Annotated in this window: 13 protein-coding genes; 5 read left to right on the top strand and 8 right to left on the bottom strand. The window is 73.0% G+C overall.

From position 1 onward, the window contains the following. Positions 1–57 precede the first annotated feature (57 nt). Positions 58–978, top strand: a complete 921-nt coding sequence (locus tag ABD944_RS09305) for a LysR family transcriptional regulator (RefSeq protein ID WP_345174379.1) — start codon at positions 58–60, stop codon at positions 976–978. After that, the gene (locus tag ABD944_RS09300) at positions 918–1346 is read left to right on the top strand and encodes an SRPBCC family protein (RefSeq protein ID WP_345174377.1); all 429 of its coding nucleotides are present in this window, start codon (positions 918–920) and stop codon (positions 1344–1346) included. The genes ABD944_RS09305 and ABD944_RS09300 overlap by 61 nt, the downstream gene beginning before the upstream one ends. 19 nt (positions 1347–1365) lie before the next feature. Here ABD944_RS09300 and ABD944_RS09295 read toward each other — a convergent pair whose 3' ends face one another. After that, a complete protein-coding gene (locus ABD944_RS09295) occupies positions 1366–1935 on the bottom strand; it encodes a TetR/AcrR family transcriptional regulator (protein ID WP_345174376.1) in 570 nt (189 codons plus the stop codon). Between the two features lie 56 nt (positions 1936–1991). On the opposite strand from ABD944_RS09295, the gene ABD944_RS09290 reads away from it, so the two are divergent. Then, a complete protein-coding gene (locus ABD944_RS09290) occupies positions 1992–2396 on the top strand; it encodes a nuclear transport factor 2 family protein (protein WP_345174374.1) in 405 nt (134 codons plus the stop codon). A gap of 187 nt (positions 2397–2583) precedes the next feature. Here ABD944_RS09290 and holA read toward each other — a convergent pair whose 3' ends face one another. The 4 genes from holA to ABD944_RS09270 form a co-directional block, all read right to left on the bottom strand. After that, positions 2584–3537 carry a DNA polymerase III subunit delta gene (holA, locus tag ABD944_RS09285; RefSeq protein ID WP_345174372.1) on the bottom strand — a complete coding sequence of 318 codons (954 nt, stop codon included), beginning with the start codon at positions 3535–3537 and terminating at the stop codon, positions 2584–2586. Between the two features lie 68 nt (positions 3538–3605). After that, positions 3606–6191, bottom strand: a complete 2586-nt coding sequence (locus ABD944_RS09280; RefSeq protein ID WP_345174370.1) for a ComEC/Rec2 family competence protein — start codon at positions 6189–6191, stop codon at positions 3606–3608. Beyond that, positions 6188–6901 carry a ComEA family DNA-binding protein gene (locus tag ABD944_RS09275; protein WP_345174368.1) on the bottom strand — a complete coding sequence of 238 codons (714 nt, stop codon included), beginning with the start codon at positions 6899–6901 and terminating at the stop codon, positions 6188–6190. The genes ABD944_RS09280 and ABD944_RS09275 overlap by 4 nt, the downstream gene beginning before the upstream one ends. 67 nt (positions 6902–6968) lie before the next feature. Beyond that, positions 6969–8279, bottom strand: coding sequence for an MFS transporter (locus ABD944_RS09270; RefSeq protein ID WP_345174367.1), 1311 nt, complete (start codon positions 8277–8279; stop codon positions 6969–6971). A 68-nt stretch (positions 8280–8347) separates the two neighbouring features. On the opposite strand from ABD944_RS09270, the gene ABD944_RS09265 reads away from it, so the two are divergent. Continuing rightward, positions 8348–9097, top strand: coding sequence for a helix-turn-helix domain-containing protein (locus ABD944_RS09265; protein ID WP_345174366.1), 750 nt, complete (start codon positions 8348–8350; stop codon positions 9095–9097). Positions 9098–9121: 24 nt separating this feature from the next. On the opposite strand, the gene ABD944_RS09260 is transcribed toward ABD944_RS09265, so the two are convergent. The 3 genes from ABD944_RS09260 to hflX form a co-directional block, all read right to left on the bottom strand. Then, positions 9122–9967: a DegV family protein gene (locus ABD944_RS09260; RefSeq protein WP_345174363.1), complete on the bottom strand. Its 846-nt coding sequence runs from the start codon at positions 9965–9967 to the stop codon at positions 9122–9124. Between the two features lie 35 nt (positions 9968–10002). Beyond that, entirely contained in the window at positions 10003–11217 is a 1215-nt protein-coding gene (gene hutI, locus ABD944_RS09255) for an imidazolonepropionase (RefSeq protein WP_067631854.1), read from the bottom strand. A gap of 456 nt (positions 11218–11673) precedes the next feature. Then, a complete protein-coding gene (hflX, locus tag ABD944_RS09250) occupies positions 11674–13110 on the bottom strand; it encodes a GTPase HflX (protein ID WP_345174362.1) in 1437 nt (478 codons plus the stop codon). A gap of 219 nt (positions 13111–13329) precedes the next feature. Here hflX and aceB point away from each other — a divergent pair, with 219 nt between their 5' ends. Next, positions 13330–14937: a malate synthase A gene (aceB, locus tag ABD944_RS09245; protein WP_345174360.1), complete on the top strand. Its 1608-nt coding sequence runs from the start codon at positions 13330–13332 to the stop codon at positions 14935–14937. Positions 14938–14961: the final 24 nt, after the last annotated feature.

Below are 14961 nucleotides of genomic sequence, written 5' to 3'. Positions count from 1 at the left end.
GGCCCGCGCACCCTAGAACAGAACTATCGATCATCTCCGCAGCTATAGTCCCTGCCTATGGACTTGAGCCGCCTCTCCACGGACGCGCTCGCCTCGTTCGCGGTCTTCGCCGACCACCTCAACTTCACCCGCGCCGCCGAAGAGCTCCACATCTCCCAGCCCGCCCTGCACGTCAAGGTGCGAAGGCTCGGCGACACGCTGGGCCGTCCCCTCTACACCCGGCACGGGCGCCGCCTGGCCCTCACCCCCACCGGGGAGCAGGTCGCCCGCTTCGCCCGCGACCTCGACGCCCGCATGACGGCGTTCCTCGCGGACGTCCACGGCACGTCCCCCACCCGTGTCCCGGCGCTGGCCGCCGGGGAGGGCGCCTACCTCTACCTCCTCGGCGGCGCCGTCCGCCCCGGCATCCGTCTGATCAACGGCGACCGCGCCCGCACCCTCGCCGCCGTCCGCACCGGCCGCGCCGACCTCGGCGTCGCCGTGCTCGACGTGCTGCCCGCCGACGTCGCCTCCGTCCCGCTGGCGTCCTACCCCCAGACCCTCGTCATGCCGGACGGCCACCCCCTCGCCGCGAGGCCGCACCTCACCCTCGCCGACCTCGCCGGCGCGTCCCTCGTCGTCCCGCCTCCCGAGGGCCCGCACCGCATCACCCTCGAACGCGCCCTGCGCGCCGCCGAGGTGCCCTGGTCCCTGGCCGTCGAGGCCGCGGGCTGGCCCCTGATGCTGCACTTCGCGTCCCTCGGCGTCGGCCTCGCCGTCGTCAACGGCTGCGTCCCCCCTCCCCCGGGCCTGACGGCGCGCGAGATCATCGACCTGCCCGCCGTCCCCTACTACGCTCTCCACCTGCCGGACAGGGCCGACGACCCCCTCGTCACCGGACTCCTGGCCGCCGTCCGCACATCGCTGAGGAGCGCTCCGTGCACTTCGAGACCTCCGTCGACATCGACGCCCCGCCCGAGACCGTCTGGAACCTCCTGAAGGACGTCGAACGCTGGCCCGGCATGACCGCCTCGATGGACCGCGTGGAACTCCTCGACGAACCCTTCACCCTCGGCAGCCGCGCCCGCGTCCACCAGCCGAGACTCCCCGCGACCGTCTGGACCGTCACCGCCTTCGACGAGAACAGGACCTTCACCTGGGAGTCCCGCTCCGCGGGCATCACCACGACCGGCGGCCACGAGGTCGCCCCCGCCCCCGGCGGCAGGTCGACCGTCCGCCTCACCCTCGACCAGAAGGGCCCGCTGGCCCCCCTCTTCGCCCTCCTGGCCGGCCGCCTCTTCCGCCGCTACGTGGCGATGGAGGCCGAGGGCCTGAAGACCAAGGCCGAACAAGGCCCCACCCCCTAGAAGGACGGCCCTGTCGCCGTCAGGCGGACGGGCGGAGGCCGGTGAACATGATGCTCAGCGTCCGCCGGCGCAGGTCGGCGTCCCAGCCTCCGTGCAGTGCGCCCTGACAGGCGCTGACCAGCAACGCCATCACCTCGTCGAGCCGGATCTCCGCAGCGATCGCGCCCGACTCCTGCCCGCGCGCCAGCAGCTCTCCCACCGCGTCACTCAGCGATCCAAGCGGCCCGGTGATCGGCACTTCCGTCCCCTCGGCCGCCAGCAGGCTGACGACGGCCCGGTTCGCGGCGGTCCGCTCCACGAGCCGCGCGAAGAACTCGAACAGCGCGCCTTCGGGGTCCCCGTCGGCGACGAGTTCCGCCGCGTCGTCCGTGACCTGCTGCAACAGCCGTTTCATCAGGGCCCGCAGCAGGTCGCCCTTCGTCGGGAAGTGCCGGAAGACGGTACCGATCGCCACGCCCGCCCGCCGCGCCACCTCCTCCGTCGACGCGTCCGGGCCGGCGGCGGCGAAGACCTCCTCCGCCGCCTCCAGGATCCGCTCCCGGTTGCGCCGCGCGTCCGCGCGCATCAGCCGCCCCTCCCTGGACAACATGAGTCCCGACTCATTATCCTCATTTCATGAGTCACCACTCATCTTAGGAGGGCTCCATGCCGACCGCACCACGCGAACTCTTCGGCCAGATGCAGCAGCGTTGGCTCGACCACCCGGCCTCCCACATCGGCGACCTCCTCACCGACGACGCCGTCATCGAGACCCCCTTCGCTCCGCCCGGCCACCCGACCAGATTCGAGGGCAGGCAGCGGTTCCTGGACTTCGCCGAGCCGCAGCAGGCCGCGTTCCCCGTCCGGTTCGACGCCTGCCGCACCCTCGCCGTCCACGACACCCACGACCCGAACACGATCGTGGTGGAGTACGAGCTGACCGGCACGAACACCCAGACGGCCAAGCAGTCCACGGCCGCCTTCATCGCCGTCCTCACAGCACGCGACGGCAAAGTGGCCCGCTGGCGCGAGTACCAGAACACCCTCGCCATCATCCAGGCCCTCACCTAACCCCCCCACAACACAAACCCGCCCCCACACCCCACATGAACGCCCGACCACAACCGCTGTCCTACGAGTCGCCGGTCCGTGTTTCGGTCGACTACCTCGGATGTCGCGCGCCTCGCGCTGGAGCTCTCGTTCGAGCTGGTGGGGGTCCGGTTCGCGCTGCCGGCGTGGTCGGCTTTCCGTCGGCGGGTCAGCCGCGGGCGGCTACTATTCGGGCGACGGTCTTCTCCAGGGCGTAGGCGGGGTCGGCGGCGCCGCCCTTGACCTCCGCGTCGGCCTCGGCGACGGCGGTCAGCGCCCGTGCCACCCCGTCTCCCGACCAGCCGCGCAGCTGCTTCTGCACCCGATCGATCTTCCACGGCGGCATGCCCAGGTCCTTGGCCAGGGCCGCTCCCCGCGCGCCGCGCGGAGCGCCGCCGACCTTCGCCAGTCCGCGCACGCCCTGGGCGAGCGCGCTGACGATCAGGACGGGCGCCACACCGGTCGCCAGCGCCCAGCGGAGCTGCTCGAGGGCCTCGGCGAGCTGTCCCTCGATCGCCTTGTCCGCCACGGTGAAGCCGCTGACCTCGGCGCGCCCGCGGTAGTAGCGGGCGATGGCCGCATCGTCGATCTTTCCGCCGGTGTCGGCGACGAGCTGGCTGCAGGCCGCGGCCAGCTCGCGCAGGTCGTTGCCGACGGCCTCGATCAGCCCCCGCGCGCCGTCCGCCGAGATCTTCCCGCCCGCCTTGCGGATCTCGCCCCGGACGAAGTCGACCCGCTCCCCGGCCTTGGTGACCTTCGGGCACGAGATCTTGCGCGCCTTGAGCTTGGTCAGCCCGTCCACCAGGGCCTTGCCCTTGGCGCCGCCGGGGTGGACGGCGACGAGCACGACGTCCTCCGCCGGTGTCTTGGCGTATTTCAGCACCTCGGCCGTCAGGTCCTTGCCCAGATCCTGCGCCGAACGCAGCACGAGGACCTTCCCGCTGCCGAACAGCGACGGCGACGTCAGCTCGGCGATGCGTCCGGGCTCCAGCCCTCCCGGAGCCAGGTCGATGACCTCGGTCTCCGGATCCCCCGCCCGCACCGACGCGACGACGTCTCCGACCGCCCGATCCACGAGCAGCTCTTCATCACCGACGACCAGAATGATGGACTCAACCGACACCCTTGCAGCATGCCACGCCCCACCCACCCCCGCGGCCGACCACGAGGATCCCTCCCCCAACGCCTGGGTCAGTGGCGGGGGACGGTGACGAGACCGGACCGGGTGCGGGCTATGGCTATGTCTCCTTCCCTGTCGGTGCGGTGGATCTGGGTGTGGAGGCGGCCCAGGAGGGCGAGGGTGGCGCCGGACGGGTGGCCGTAGTCGTTGCGGGCTCCGACCGAGATCAAGGCGATGGAGGCTTGGGCGGCGGCCAGGAAGGCCGGGTCCTGGCTGCGCGAGCCGTGGTGCGGGACCTTCAGCACCTGGACGCGGGGGACACTCGCTTCCAGGGCGCGCTGGGCTTCCAGTTCCACATCGCCGGCCAGGAGAGCGCTGAAGCCCGGTTTGCGGGCGACGAGGACCACGCTCGCGTTGTTGATCGTGGTGCCGTCGTCCCCGGGTGACAGGGCGGGGCCGGTGGTCAGCGGGGCCAGGACGGAGAGGGTGAGGTCTCCGACGCGCCACTGCCGGCCGGTCTCGGCGGGGTCGACGCGGAGGCCGGACGTGCGGCGCGCCTCGCGGCCCGAGGTGCGGGGCGTGATCAGCACCTCGCGGACGGCGCGGCCGTGGCGGACGCCGGAGACGCCGTTGATGTGGTCGGCGTGCGGGTGGGTCAGGACCATGAGCGGGACGTCGGTCACGCCGAGGCGGCGAAGGCATCGGTCCACCGGGGCGGGGTCGGGGCCCGCGTCCACGACGACGGCCTGCCCCGGCCCGGCCGACAGCGCCAGGGCATCGCCCTGGCCGACGTCGCAGGCGACCATCTGCCAGCCGGGCGGCGGCCATGACGGGGCGATGACGCGCAGGGCGACGACTCCGATGAGGACCCCGGTCATGGCCGCGGCCGTGAGGAGGCGGAGACGGCGGCTGCGCAGGGCCAGGGCCGCCGCCCCCGCGCCCAGGAGGAGGGTGGTGGCGCCCAGAGCGCCGCTCGTCCACGGAATGGTCGCGTAGGGCAGCGACGCGGCGGTTCGCGCGACCCAGATGATCCAGCCCACGGCCAGGCCGGCGGGCCACACGATCACGCGGGCGAGCGGCGGGGAGAAGGGGGCGGTGACCGCGGCGAGGGCGCCCAGGAGGGTGGCGGGGGCGACGGCCGGGGCCGCGAGCAGGTTGGCGAACACGGAGACGGCGCCGATCTCCCCGGACAGCATCACCAGGACGGGTGCGACGGCCGCCTGGGCGGCGGCCGCGACGGCGAGGGCGGCCGCGAGCGGGCCCGGCATCCGGCGGGCGAGCCGCTCGTGCCAGGGCGGGGCCAGGACGAGCAGGCCGGCCGTCGCGAGGGCCGACAGCGCGAACCCGTAGGAACGCGCCAGTTCCGGGTCGACGAGGACGAGGAGCAGCACCGCCGCCGCCAGGGCGGGCAGGCCCTGGCGCTGCCGTCCGGTGAGCAGCGCCAGAAGGCTGATCAGCCCCATGACGGTCGCCCGGAGGACGCTCGGCTCCGGACGGGCGACGACCACGAACGCGCACACGGCGAGGACGGCGACGGGTGGGGCCCGGCGCCGGCCGAGCCCGGCGAGGCGGCACAGCCCGAGGACCGCCCCGATGACGATCGCCAGGTTCGCGCCGGAGACCACGAGGAGGTGGGTGAGCCCGGCGATGCGGAACTCCTCCGCGAGTTCCGGGTCGAGGCGCGAGGTGTCGCCGACGACCATCGCCGGAAGGACCGCGCGCCTGTCGGGCGGGAGCCGGGCCACGGCCGCTCGCAGCCGCGCCCGCACGTGCTCGGCGGCGCGCTGGATCGCCGACGGCGGCCCGAGGACGGCCGGCGGCCCGCGCACGATCACGACCGCGGCGAGCAGGCCGGGGCCCCTCGGCGGCACGAAGCGGCCGCGGAGCCGGACGCGCTGGCTGGGGATCAGGCGGAGCCAGCGCGGATCCGAGGCGATCAGCAGCACCGGGACGCGGACCCCGGTTCGCTCCACGGCCTCCGCCCGCGCGCGGATGATGATCACTGGTCGCCCGTTCCCGGGCCTGGCCCGCGGGTCCCCGGTCACCACGGCCTCGGCCGTCGCGAACCGTCCCGCACGGGCCAGCTCTCGCGCGGGCCCCGTCCCGACGGCCGTCGTCCGCAGCGCCACCCCGCAGGCCGACGCCGCGGCGCAGGCCAGGGCCGCCCCGGCGAGCAGCCGCCACCCGTTCCCCGACCCCGCACCGCCGCCTTCCGCCCGCCGCGCCATCGGAACGAGTCGTCTGAGGGAGCGCTCGAACCGGCCGCCGCCCACGCCCCGCGCGACATCGCCAAGGCGGGACGCAGCGAAGTGGCGGTCGCGCTGGTTGCCGTTCTTGGGTCGGGCGGGGCTCTGCTGCGGGTGGCGGGAGTTGGCGGCACTCGTCTGCCATGTGGGGTCGCCGTTCGGGGGATGCGTGGGGGTGAGTTCGTGAGAGTCACCTGGGTGTTCCGGGGTGTCTGCGTTTCGGTGAAGAGGTGCTTGCCCCTCGGACGGTGAGGTGCTTACGAGTGGGCGGTGGGTGGTCAGGAGGTAGAGGGACGCCGCGGCGGCGGTCGCCGCCAGGCCGTAGATGAGGGGCCCGGGCAGCCCTATGGTCGCGGCGGCGGCGAGCCAGGTGGCGAGCGCCGGGGCCAGGAGGCGGAGGTCGTGGGTCAAACCCGGACCATCGCCTTCAGGTCGGCGAACCGGTGGGCGCCGATGCCGCTGACGTCCTGGAGTTGCTCGACGGAGCGGAAGCCGCCGTGCTGGGTGCGGTAGGCGACGATGCGCTGGGCGAGGACGGGCCCGACGCCGGGAAGGTCGTCCAGTTGGTCGGGGGTGGCCGCGTTGAGGTCGAGAGGGGCGCCGGGCGCGCCCGGAGCGGGCGGGGCCGCGCCGCCGGGCGGCGGTGGGGGCGGTGACGGCGCGCGGACGCCGACGGGGATCTGCTCGCCGTCCACCAGGGGGCGGGCCAGGTTGAGGGCGCCCGTCTTCGCGCCCGGACGGACCCCGCCCGCGGCCTTGATGGCTTCGGCGACCCGGGAACCGGACGGCAGGGTGATCACGCCCGGGTGCTCGACCTTGCCGAGGACGTGGACGACCACCGGGGAGGACGCCGAGGATGCCGGGGCGGCCGACAGGGTGGGACGCGGTTCGACGAGGGAGGCGGTCGCCGCGGGGGCCGCCGGCTGGGGGCGCGGCCGGGCGAGCCAGAGATATCCGACGGCCACCAGGGCGGCGAGCACGCCGACGAGGACGAGCGTGCGGACGTGGGAGCGGTCGGGCGTCGCGCGTAACCGGGCGGCCGGCGGCGCGTCGGCCGGGGCGGCGGGCGGCTTCCAACGGCCCGTGAGTGCGTGCAGGCGGTCTTCGATGTCAGGGCTCATGGAGCCTGACGTTAAGGAGGCCGGCCGGGCGGGTGCGCGGGGTTCGGAAAGTGTGGATAACCCTGGGTCAGCGGCGCCGGGACGCCGCGGCCGCGAGGACGAGCAGCGCCGCCAGGAGGGCCGCGACGCGGGTCAGCGTGCCGGGCGTCGCGAGGTAGACGCCACCGAAGACGGCGATCGCGAGGACGTTCGACAGCAGCGCGCCCGTGTTCGTCAGGGCGGAGACGGACGAGGCCTGCGCCGGTCCCGCGGCCCCGGTGATCCGGTCGACCAGAGGGCTGAAGGCGGCGGCGTGACCGGCCCCGGCGGCGTACAGGAGGGGCACCGCCAGGAGCACCGGCCAGCCGTCCCGGGTCAGGAGGGCCAATGCCGAAGCGGCTGCGGCGAACGTGAGCAGGCCCCATGTCGGCAGGTCCCCTCGCAGAGAGAGGGGCAGGCGCGTCCACCCCAGGCCCGCCGTCGCGAAGCCCGCCGTGTACGGGAGGAACGTGAGCCCGGCGTGGAGCGGCGAGAAGCCGAGCACGTTCTGCAGGTAGAGCGCGAGCGTGAAGAGGAAGCCGGTGTAGGCGCCCATCACCGCGCAGGAGGCGAACAGGCCGGGTTTGATGAACGGTCTGCGCAGCACCGAGAGGTCCAGAAGCGGCGACGCCGTTCTCAGCTCATGGACGCAGAAGATGGCGAGCACAACGCATCCCGTCGCTATGGACGGCCACGTCCACAGCGGCCAGTGCTGTTCCCTGCCGAGAACCAGGGGCACGACGAGCGCGGCCATGCCGCAGGAGAGGAGAACCACGCCGGGCAGGTCCAGGCGGACGGGCTTCCTGTGTTCCGGCGGCATCAGACGTGGTCCGATGGCGAGGAGCGCGGCCCCCACAGGGACATTGACCAGGAAGATGGGCCGCCAACTGCCGCCGAGGGTCACGATGACGCCTCCCGCCACCTGGCCCAAGGCGACCCCCAACGCCAGGACCATCGAGTACAGGCCGAGTGCACGTGCCCTGGCCGCCCCCTTGAAGGACAGCTGAATCAAAGAGAGAACCTGCGGAAGCAGGAGTGCGGCCGCTGCACCCTGGCAGATCCTCGCGGCGACAAGGACGGCACCGGTCGGCGCCAGCCCGCACGCCAACGATGCGACCGTGAAGCCGAACAGCCCGAGGAAGAACATCGAGCGGTGGCCGTGGCTGTCGCCCAGCCGCGCGCCCGTGACCACGAGGACGGCCAAGGCGAAGATGTAGCCGCCCGTGACGAGTTGCAGCAGAGAGCCGGACGCGTGCAGACCTTCCGCGATGTCCGGCATCGCCACCGCCACGATGGAGCCGTCCATCGACACCATCGCCTGCCCCGTGAGCAGCACCGCTAGAAGCCATCGTCCGACCATTCCGCGAGTGTGCTGGGCGGCCGTCCGGCGGCGCTTGAAGATGTTTGCCCCTGCGTACGATGACGGGCATGCGCGAATCGACCACCGTGGCGGAGACGGAAGACTTCTCTGTCCACGCGGTGCGCTGCACGGGGCACCAGCCCGGATGGTCGGAGCCCGAGCCGTTCACCGGGGATCAGATCGTCCTGGTGCGGTCGGGGCGGTTCCGCATGCGGTCGCGCCACGGACGCGCCGTCGTCGACCGCACCATGGGCTATGCCCAGACCGTCGGTGAGGAGGGCCAGTTCGCGCATCCCGCGGGCGGCGACGTGTGCACGTCGATCATGCTCTCCCCCGCCCTGTGGCGGCGCCCGTCCGGGACGGTCAGGGTCAGCGCGCGGGCGGACGTCGCCCATCGCCTCCTCCTGCGCTCCGGCCCCGACGTGGCCTTCGAGACGGCCGAGCGGCTGATGGGCCTGCTCGCCCACCTCGCCGTGGACGAGCAGGGCGGGAAGCGCCGCGCCCTGGTCGACGAGGCACGCGAGGCCATGGCGAGCGGCCATCAGGAGGCGGCCGGGCTCGTCTCCCTGGCACGGCTCCTGGAGGTCTCCCCCTCCCACCTGAGCCGGACGTTCCGCCGCGAGACCGGCATGTCCGTCACTCGTTACCGGAACAGGATCCGGGTGGGGCTCGCCCTGGACCGCCTGGAGCAGGGCGAACGGGACCTGTCCGGCCTCGCCGCCGATCTCGGCTTCGCCGACCACGCGCATCTCACCCGGACGGTCAGGGCGGAGACCGGTCACCCGCCGACCGTCCTGCGCCGCCTCCTGCGCCCCTGAGGCCCTCCTCCCGGCGCCCGCGGGTCAGAGCTGGGGGGCGATGACGACACCCAGCATGCCGGGGCCGACGTGGGCGCCGATGACGGGGCCGACCTCGCCGACGTAGACGTCCTGGACGTGCGGGACGCGTGCGCGCAGCCGGGCGGCGAGGGTCTCGGCGCGGGCGGCGGCGGCGAGGTGCTGGACGCCGAGGTCGACGCGCCGGGCTCCGGCCTCGGCCACGGCCAGCTCCTCCAGCCGGGCCAGCGCCCGCGAGGACGTGCGGACCTTCTCCAGCGGCGCGATGCGCCCGCCGGTGATCTCCAGGAGCGGCTTCACCATCAGCGCGGAGCCCCACAGGGAGGCGGCGGCGCCGATCCGGCCGCCCCGCCGCAGGTGCTCCAGGGTGTCGACGTAGATGAGGGAGCGGGTGAGCCCGGCCCGCCGGACGGCGGCGGACACGGCGTCGTCGGCGGACCCGCCCGCCATCGCGGCGGCCGCCGCGGAGAGCGCGGCGAATCCGAGGCCCATGCCGATGGTCCCGCTGTCGACGACCCGCACGGGCACGGGGGCGTCCTCGGCGGCGAGCCGCGCCGCCTCGACCGTCCCCGACATGGCGGAGGCCAGGTGCACGGAGACCACCTCGTGCGCGCCCGAGGCGGCGGCCGCCTCGTAGGCGTCGGCGAACCGCCGGGGCGCGGGACGGGACGTGGTGACGGGGTGCCATTCCTTCAGCGCCAGGGCGGCCTCGGCGGCGCTGATGTCGCCTTCGTCCCGGGTGGCGCCGCCGACGGCGATCTGCAGGGGGACGACGGTCAGCCCGTGCCGTTCGGCGAGCCCGGGGGGAAGGTAGGCGGTGGAATCGGTGACGACCGCGACCGCGCTGCCCATGCCGGCGACACTACCCGCCGCCCGCGCCTCCTCCGTCAGGGCTGGACGGGGACGCCGCCGCGCCAGATGCGCAGGGCGCGGAGCCCGAACGCCCAGGCGAAGGCGCCCTCGTGGTCGGCGTCCCACAGGACGATGTCGGCGAGCATGCCCGGGGCGAGGGAGCCGCGGTCGCCGACGCGCAGCGCGGCGGCGCCGCCGAGGGTGGCGGCGCGCAGCGCCTCGGTCACGCTGAGCCCGAACATCGCGACCGACAGCCCGATGACGAGGGGCATGGAGGTGATGCCGCACTGGCCGGGGTTGTGGTCGGTGCCGAGGGCGACGGTGACGCCGCGGTCGAGCATCTGCCGGACGGGCGCGGGGGCGCGGCTGCTGTTGAGGGAGCTGCCGGGGCAGACGGTGGCGGTGACGCCGGCGTGGGCGAGGGCCTTGATGTCGTCGTCGTTGGCCTGGGTGAGCAGGTCGGCGGAGGCGCAGCCGACCTCGGCGGCGACCTGGGCGGCGCCGATGCGCTCGTTGGCGCAGGCGTGCATGCGGGCCTTGAGGCCGGCGCGCTTGCCGGTGAGCAGGAGGGCGCGGGCCTCCTCGGCGGTGAAGTGGCCCTCGTCGCAATAGACGTCGATCGAGTCGGCGCCGGCGACGGCGGCGTCGCCGGCCCAGAGGCGGACGGCCTCGATGTAGTCGCGGCGGCGTCCGAAGAACTCGGGCGGCAGGATGTGCGCGGCGAGGAACGTGGCGTGGATGCGGGGCATGGAGGGCTCGCCCTCCAGCGACCGCAGCATCCGGATGTCGGCGAGCTCGCCGTCGCGGGTGAGGTGGTAGCCGGTCTTGGCCTCGACGGTGGTGGTGCCGGCGAGGATCCACTGGCGGAGCCGTTCGCGGACGCCGTTGCAGAGCGTCCAGGGGTCGGTTCCCCGGGTGACGGTCACGGTGGAGTTGACGCCGCCGCCCGCCGCGGTGATGGCCGAGTGGGACGAGCCGCTGGTGCGCATGGCGAGCTCGGCCCACCGGTTGCCCGCGTAGACGGGGTGGGAGTGGGCGTCGATGAGGCCGGGCGTGACGAGGCCGCCGCCGAGGTTCTCGACGTGGTCGACGTCGACGATGTCGTCGATGATGCCGGGGACGCTCTGCGGGAGGTCGGAGGCGGGCCCGGCCCAGACGATGCGGTCGTCGTGGATGAGCACCGCGGCGTTGCTGCAGACGTCGGTGCCCGTCCAGAGCCTGCCGATGTTCGTCAACAGCCGTACCGTCATAGGGTCACCGACCTGGATGGGGCCATGCGCACGTGAGCGCGGTGCAGGATGCCGTGGGGCGACGGTGCGGGCCGCGGTCCCTCGTTCGAGCGTTCGGACCTGCCATGGTTGGGCCACCTGCTCTCGATCCGAAACGCCGACTGGGTGCCGGCGGCTCCACCTGTGGAGGGTCGGGTGGCCGGGGGGCCACCGCTGGCAACGAGACCGGAGGTATCGGTTTCGTCACGGTAGTGCACGGAACGTCCGTCCGACAACCTCTGATCGCAGCACATCGACACCCATCACCCCGCCCCTTAGCTCTACGACGGTACGGATTTCAACCGCACCGTCAAGCGGATTGGACAAGCTGTCATCGTTCGGCGACCAAGGGGCGTCTTCGGACGTTCTCGAATCGGTCACTGGGCCCATCCCAAACCCACCGGGGCTCCTGCGGAGGCACCCGGTGGGTGAGGATGATCAGGCCGTCGGGGAGACGGTCTCGTACTGGGCCAGTTCGCCCGCGAGGTCGACCGGAAGGCGGGCGTGCAGAACGGTGCCCTCGGCGACGTGCTCCTGCTTGAGGACCTCGCCGCGCTCGTGCACGCGCGCGACGAGGTCGCCGCGCTCGTACGGCACCAGGACGTGCAGTTCGCTCTCCAGACCCGGCAGGTCGGCCTCGATCGCGGCACGCAGCTCCTCGATGCCGAACCCGGTGCGGGCGGACACGACGACGCTGTGCGGCTCACGGCGCTGCAGGCGCGCGATCGCGAGCTCGTCGGCGGCGTCCGCCTTGTTGATCACGATGATCTCCGGGATGCGGTCCGCGCCGATCTCGCGCAGCACCTCGCGGACGGCGTCGATCTGCGCCTCGGGGTCGGCGTCGGAGCCGTCGACGACGTGCAGGACCAGCCCGGCGTCGGTGACCTCCTCCAGCGTCGAGCGGAACGCCTCGACGAGCTGGTGCGGCAGGTGCCGGACGAACCCGACGGTGTCGGCCAGGGTGTAGGCGCGGCCGCCCGGCGTCTCGGCGCGCCGGACGGTGGGGTCGAGGGTGGCGAACAGCGCGTCCTCCACCAGGACCCCGGCGCCCGTGAGCCGGTTGAGCAGGGACGACTTGCCCGCGTTGGTGTAGCCGGCGATGGCCACGGCGGGCACCTGGTGGCGGCGCCGCTCGCCGCGCTTGGTGTCGCGCGACTTGGACATCTCGGCGATCTGGCGGCGCAGCTTGGCCATCCGGGTGCGGATCCGCCGCCGGTCCAGCTCGATCTTGGTCTCGCCGGGGCCGCGGCCGCCGATGCCGACGCCGCCCGCGGCGCGCCCGCCGACCTGCCGGGACAGGTTGCCGCCCCAGCCGCGCAGCCGCGGCATCAGGTAGTCGAGCTGCGCGAGCTCCACCTGCGCCTTGCCCTCGCGGCTCTTGGCGTGCTGGGCGAAGATGTCCAGGATCAGCGCCGTCCGGTCGATCACCTTGACCTGGACGGTCTCCTCCAGGTGGCGCAGCTGGCTCGGCGCCAGCTCGCCGTCGCAGATGACGGTGTCCGCGCCGGTGGAGATCACGATGTCGCGCAGCTCCGCCGCCTTGCCGGAGCCGATGTAGGTCGCCGAGTCGGGGCGGGTCCGGCGCTGGACGAGGCCCTCGAGCACCTGCGAGCCCGCGGTCTCGGCGAGCAGCGCCAGCTCGCGCAGGGAGTTCTCGGCCTCCGCGGCCGTCCCCTCCGTCCACACGCCGACGAGCACGACCCGCTCAAGCCGGAGGGCGCGGTACTCGACCTCGGTGACGTCGGTCAGTTCGGTGGAGAGGCCCGCGACGCGGCGCAGTGCCCGTCGCTCTTCCAGGTCGAGCTCGCCCGTCAGGGGCTCGTACTCGAACTCGTCAGGGGCCTGGGTCTCGTCTGCAGAGAAAGGTTCAGTCATATGTCCTCGTAGAACGCCGCTTCGCGGCCGTATCTTCCCCGCGATGGTCTCACGCACCATCCCCACCGGTCACCTGGTTATCACCCGGTTTCCCCCTGGGTTGACGCAAGCGCGCGCGGGGAGGTCTGCAGGGGACCCCGCTTTGACCGGCCTCCGTACCGGCGAGTACCGTTCTCCACATAACAGAAGTCGAATTTCGCTATACGAAAGGGCAGGCAGATGGCTGGACTGGAAGGCATCGAGGTCACCGGACCCCTCGGCGAGCGGTACGAGGAGATCCTGACCCCCGAGGCGCTCGGCCTGCTCGCCGCCCTGCAGCGCGAGCTGGGCGCCCGCCGCAAGGAGCTGCTGGAGGCGCGCGCGGAGCGCCAGCGCAAGCTGTCCGCGGGCGGGACCCTCGACTTCCTGCCCGAGACCGCCGGCATCCGCGGCGACGACTCCTGGCGCGTCGCCGCGCCCGCGCCCGGCCTGGAGGACCGCCGCGTCGAGATCACCGGCCCGACCGACCGGAAGATGACGATCAACGCGCTGAACTCGGGCGCCAAGGTGTGGCTGGCCGACTTCGAGGACGCCAACACCCCGCTGTGGAACAACATGGTCGAAGGGCAGCTCAACCTGCGGGACGCCCTCGACCGCACCATCGACTTCACCGACGCCAGGAGCGGCAAGTCCTACGCGCTGAAGGACGACGGGGAGCTCGCGACGATCGTCGTCCGGCCGCGCGGCTGGCACATGGAGGAGAAGCACCTGCTCGTCGACGGCGAGCCCATGTCCGGGTCGCTGTTCGACTTCGGCCTCTACTTCTTCCACAGCGCCCGCAGGCAGCTCGACAAGGGCAAGGGCCCCTACTTCTACCTGCCGAAGATGGAGAGCCACCTCGAGGCGCGGCTCTGGAACGACGCGTTCAACCTCGCCCAGGACGCCCTGGAGATCCCGCGCGGCACCATCCGCGCGACCGTGCTGATCGAGACGATCCCGGCCGCGTTCGAGATGGAGGAGATCCTCTACGAGCTGCGCGACCACTCGGCCGGCCTGAACGCGGGCCGCTGGGACTACCTCTTCTCGGTGATCAAGAAGTTCCGGGACCGGGGAACCGACTACGTGCTGCCCGAGCGCAACGCGATCACGATGACCGCGCCGTTCATGCGGGCCTACACCGAACTGCTCGTGCGGACGTGCCACAAGCGGGGCGCGCACGCGATCGGCGGCATGGCGGCGTTCATCCCGTCCCGCCGCGACGAGGAGGTCAACCGGGTCGCGCTGGAGAAGGTCCGCGCCGACAAGACCCGCGAGTCCGGCGACGGCTTCGACGGCTCCTGGGTCGCCCACCCCGACCTCGTCCCGGTCTGCCGCGAGGTGTTCGACGGCGTCCTCGGGGACAGGCCGAACCAGCGCGACCGGCTCCGCGAGGACGTGCACGTCTCCGCCGCCGACCTGCTCAACGTCAAGGCCACCCCCGGCGAGATCACCGAGGCGGGCCTGCGCAACAACATCGACGTGGCGCTGCGCTACCTGGCCACCTGGCTGGACGGAGCGGGCGCGGTCGCGATCCACAACCTGATGGAGGACGCGGCCACCGCGGAGATCTCCCGCTCCCAGGTGTGGCAGTGGATCTACAACGGCGTCTCCACCGCGGAGGGCCAGAAGATCACCAAGGAGTGGGTGGAGCAGCTCCTGGACGAGGAGCTGGGCAAGATCCGCGAGGAGCTGGGGCAGGCGTACAACGAGCCCCGCTACAACCAGGCCGTGGAGCTCTTCAAGGAGGTCACGCTGGCCGACGAGTACTCCGAGTTCCTCACCACGCCGGCCTACCAGCAGTTCCCGTAGGGGGCCGGCTCCGGCGGCGTTCGC

Origin of the sequence: Actinomadura verrucosospora, from assembly GCF_039540335.1 — a bacterium.
Classification (GTDB): domain Bacteria; phylum Actinomycetota; class Actinomycetes; order Streptosporangiales; family Streptosporangiaceae; genus Spirillospora; species Spirillospora verrucosospora.
This window is presented reverse-complemented; position numbering and strand designations above follow the sequence as displayed.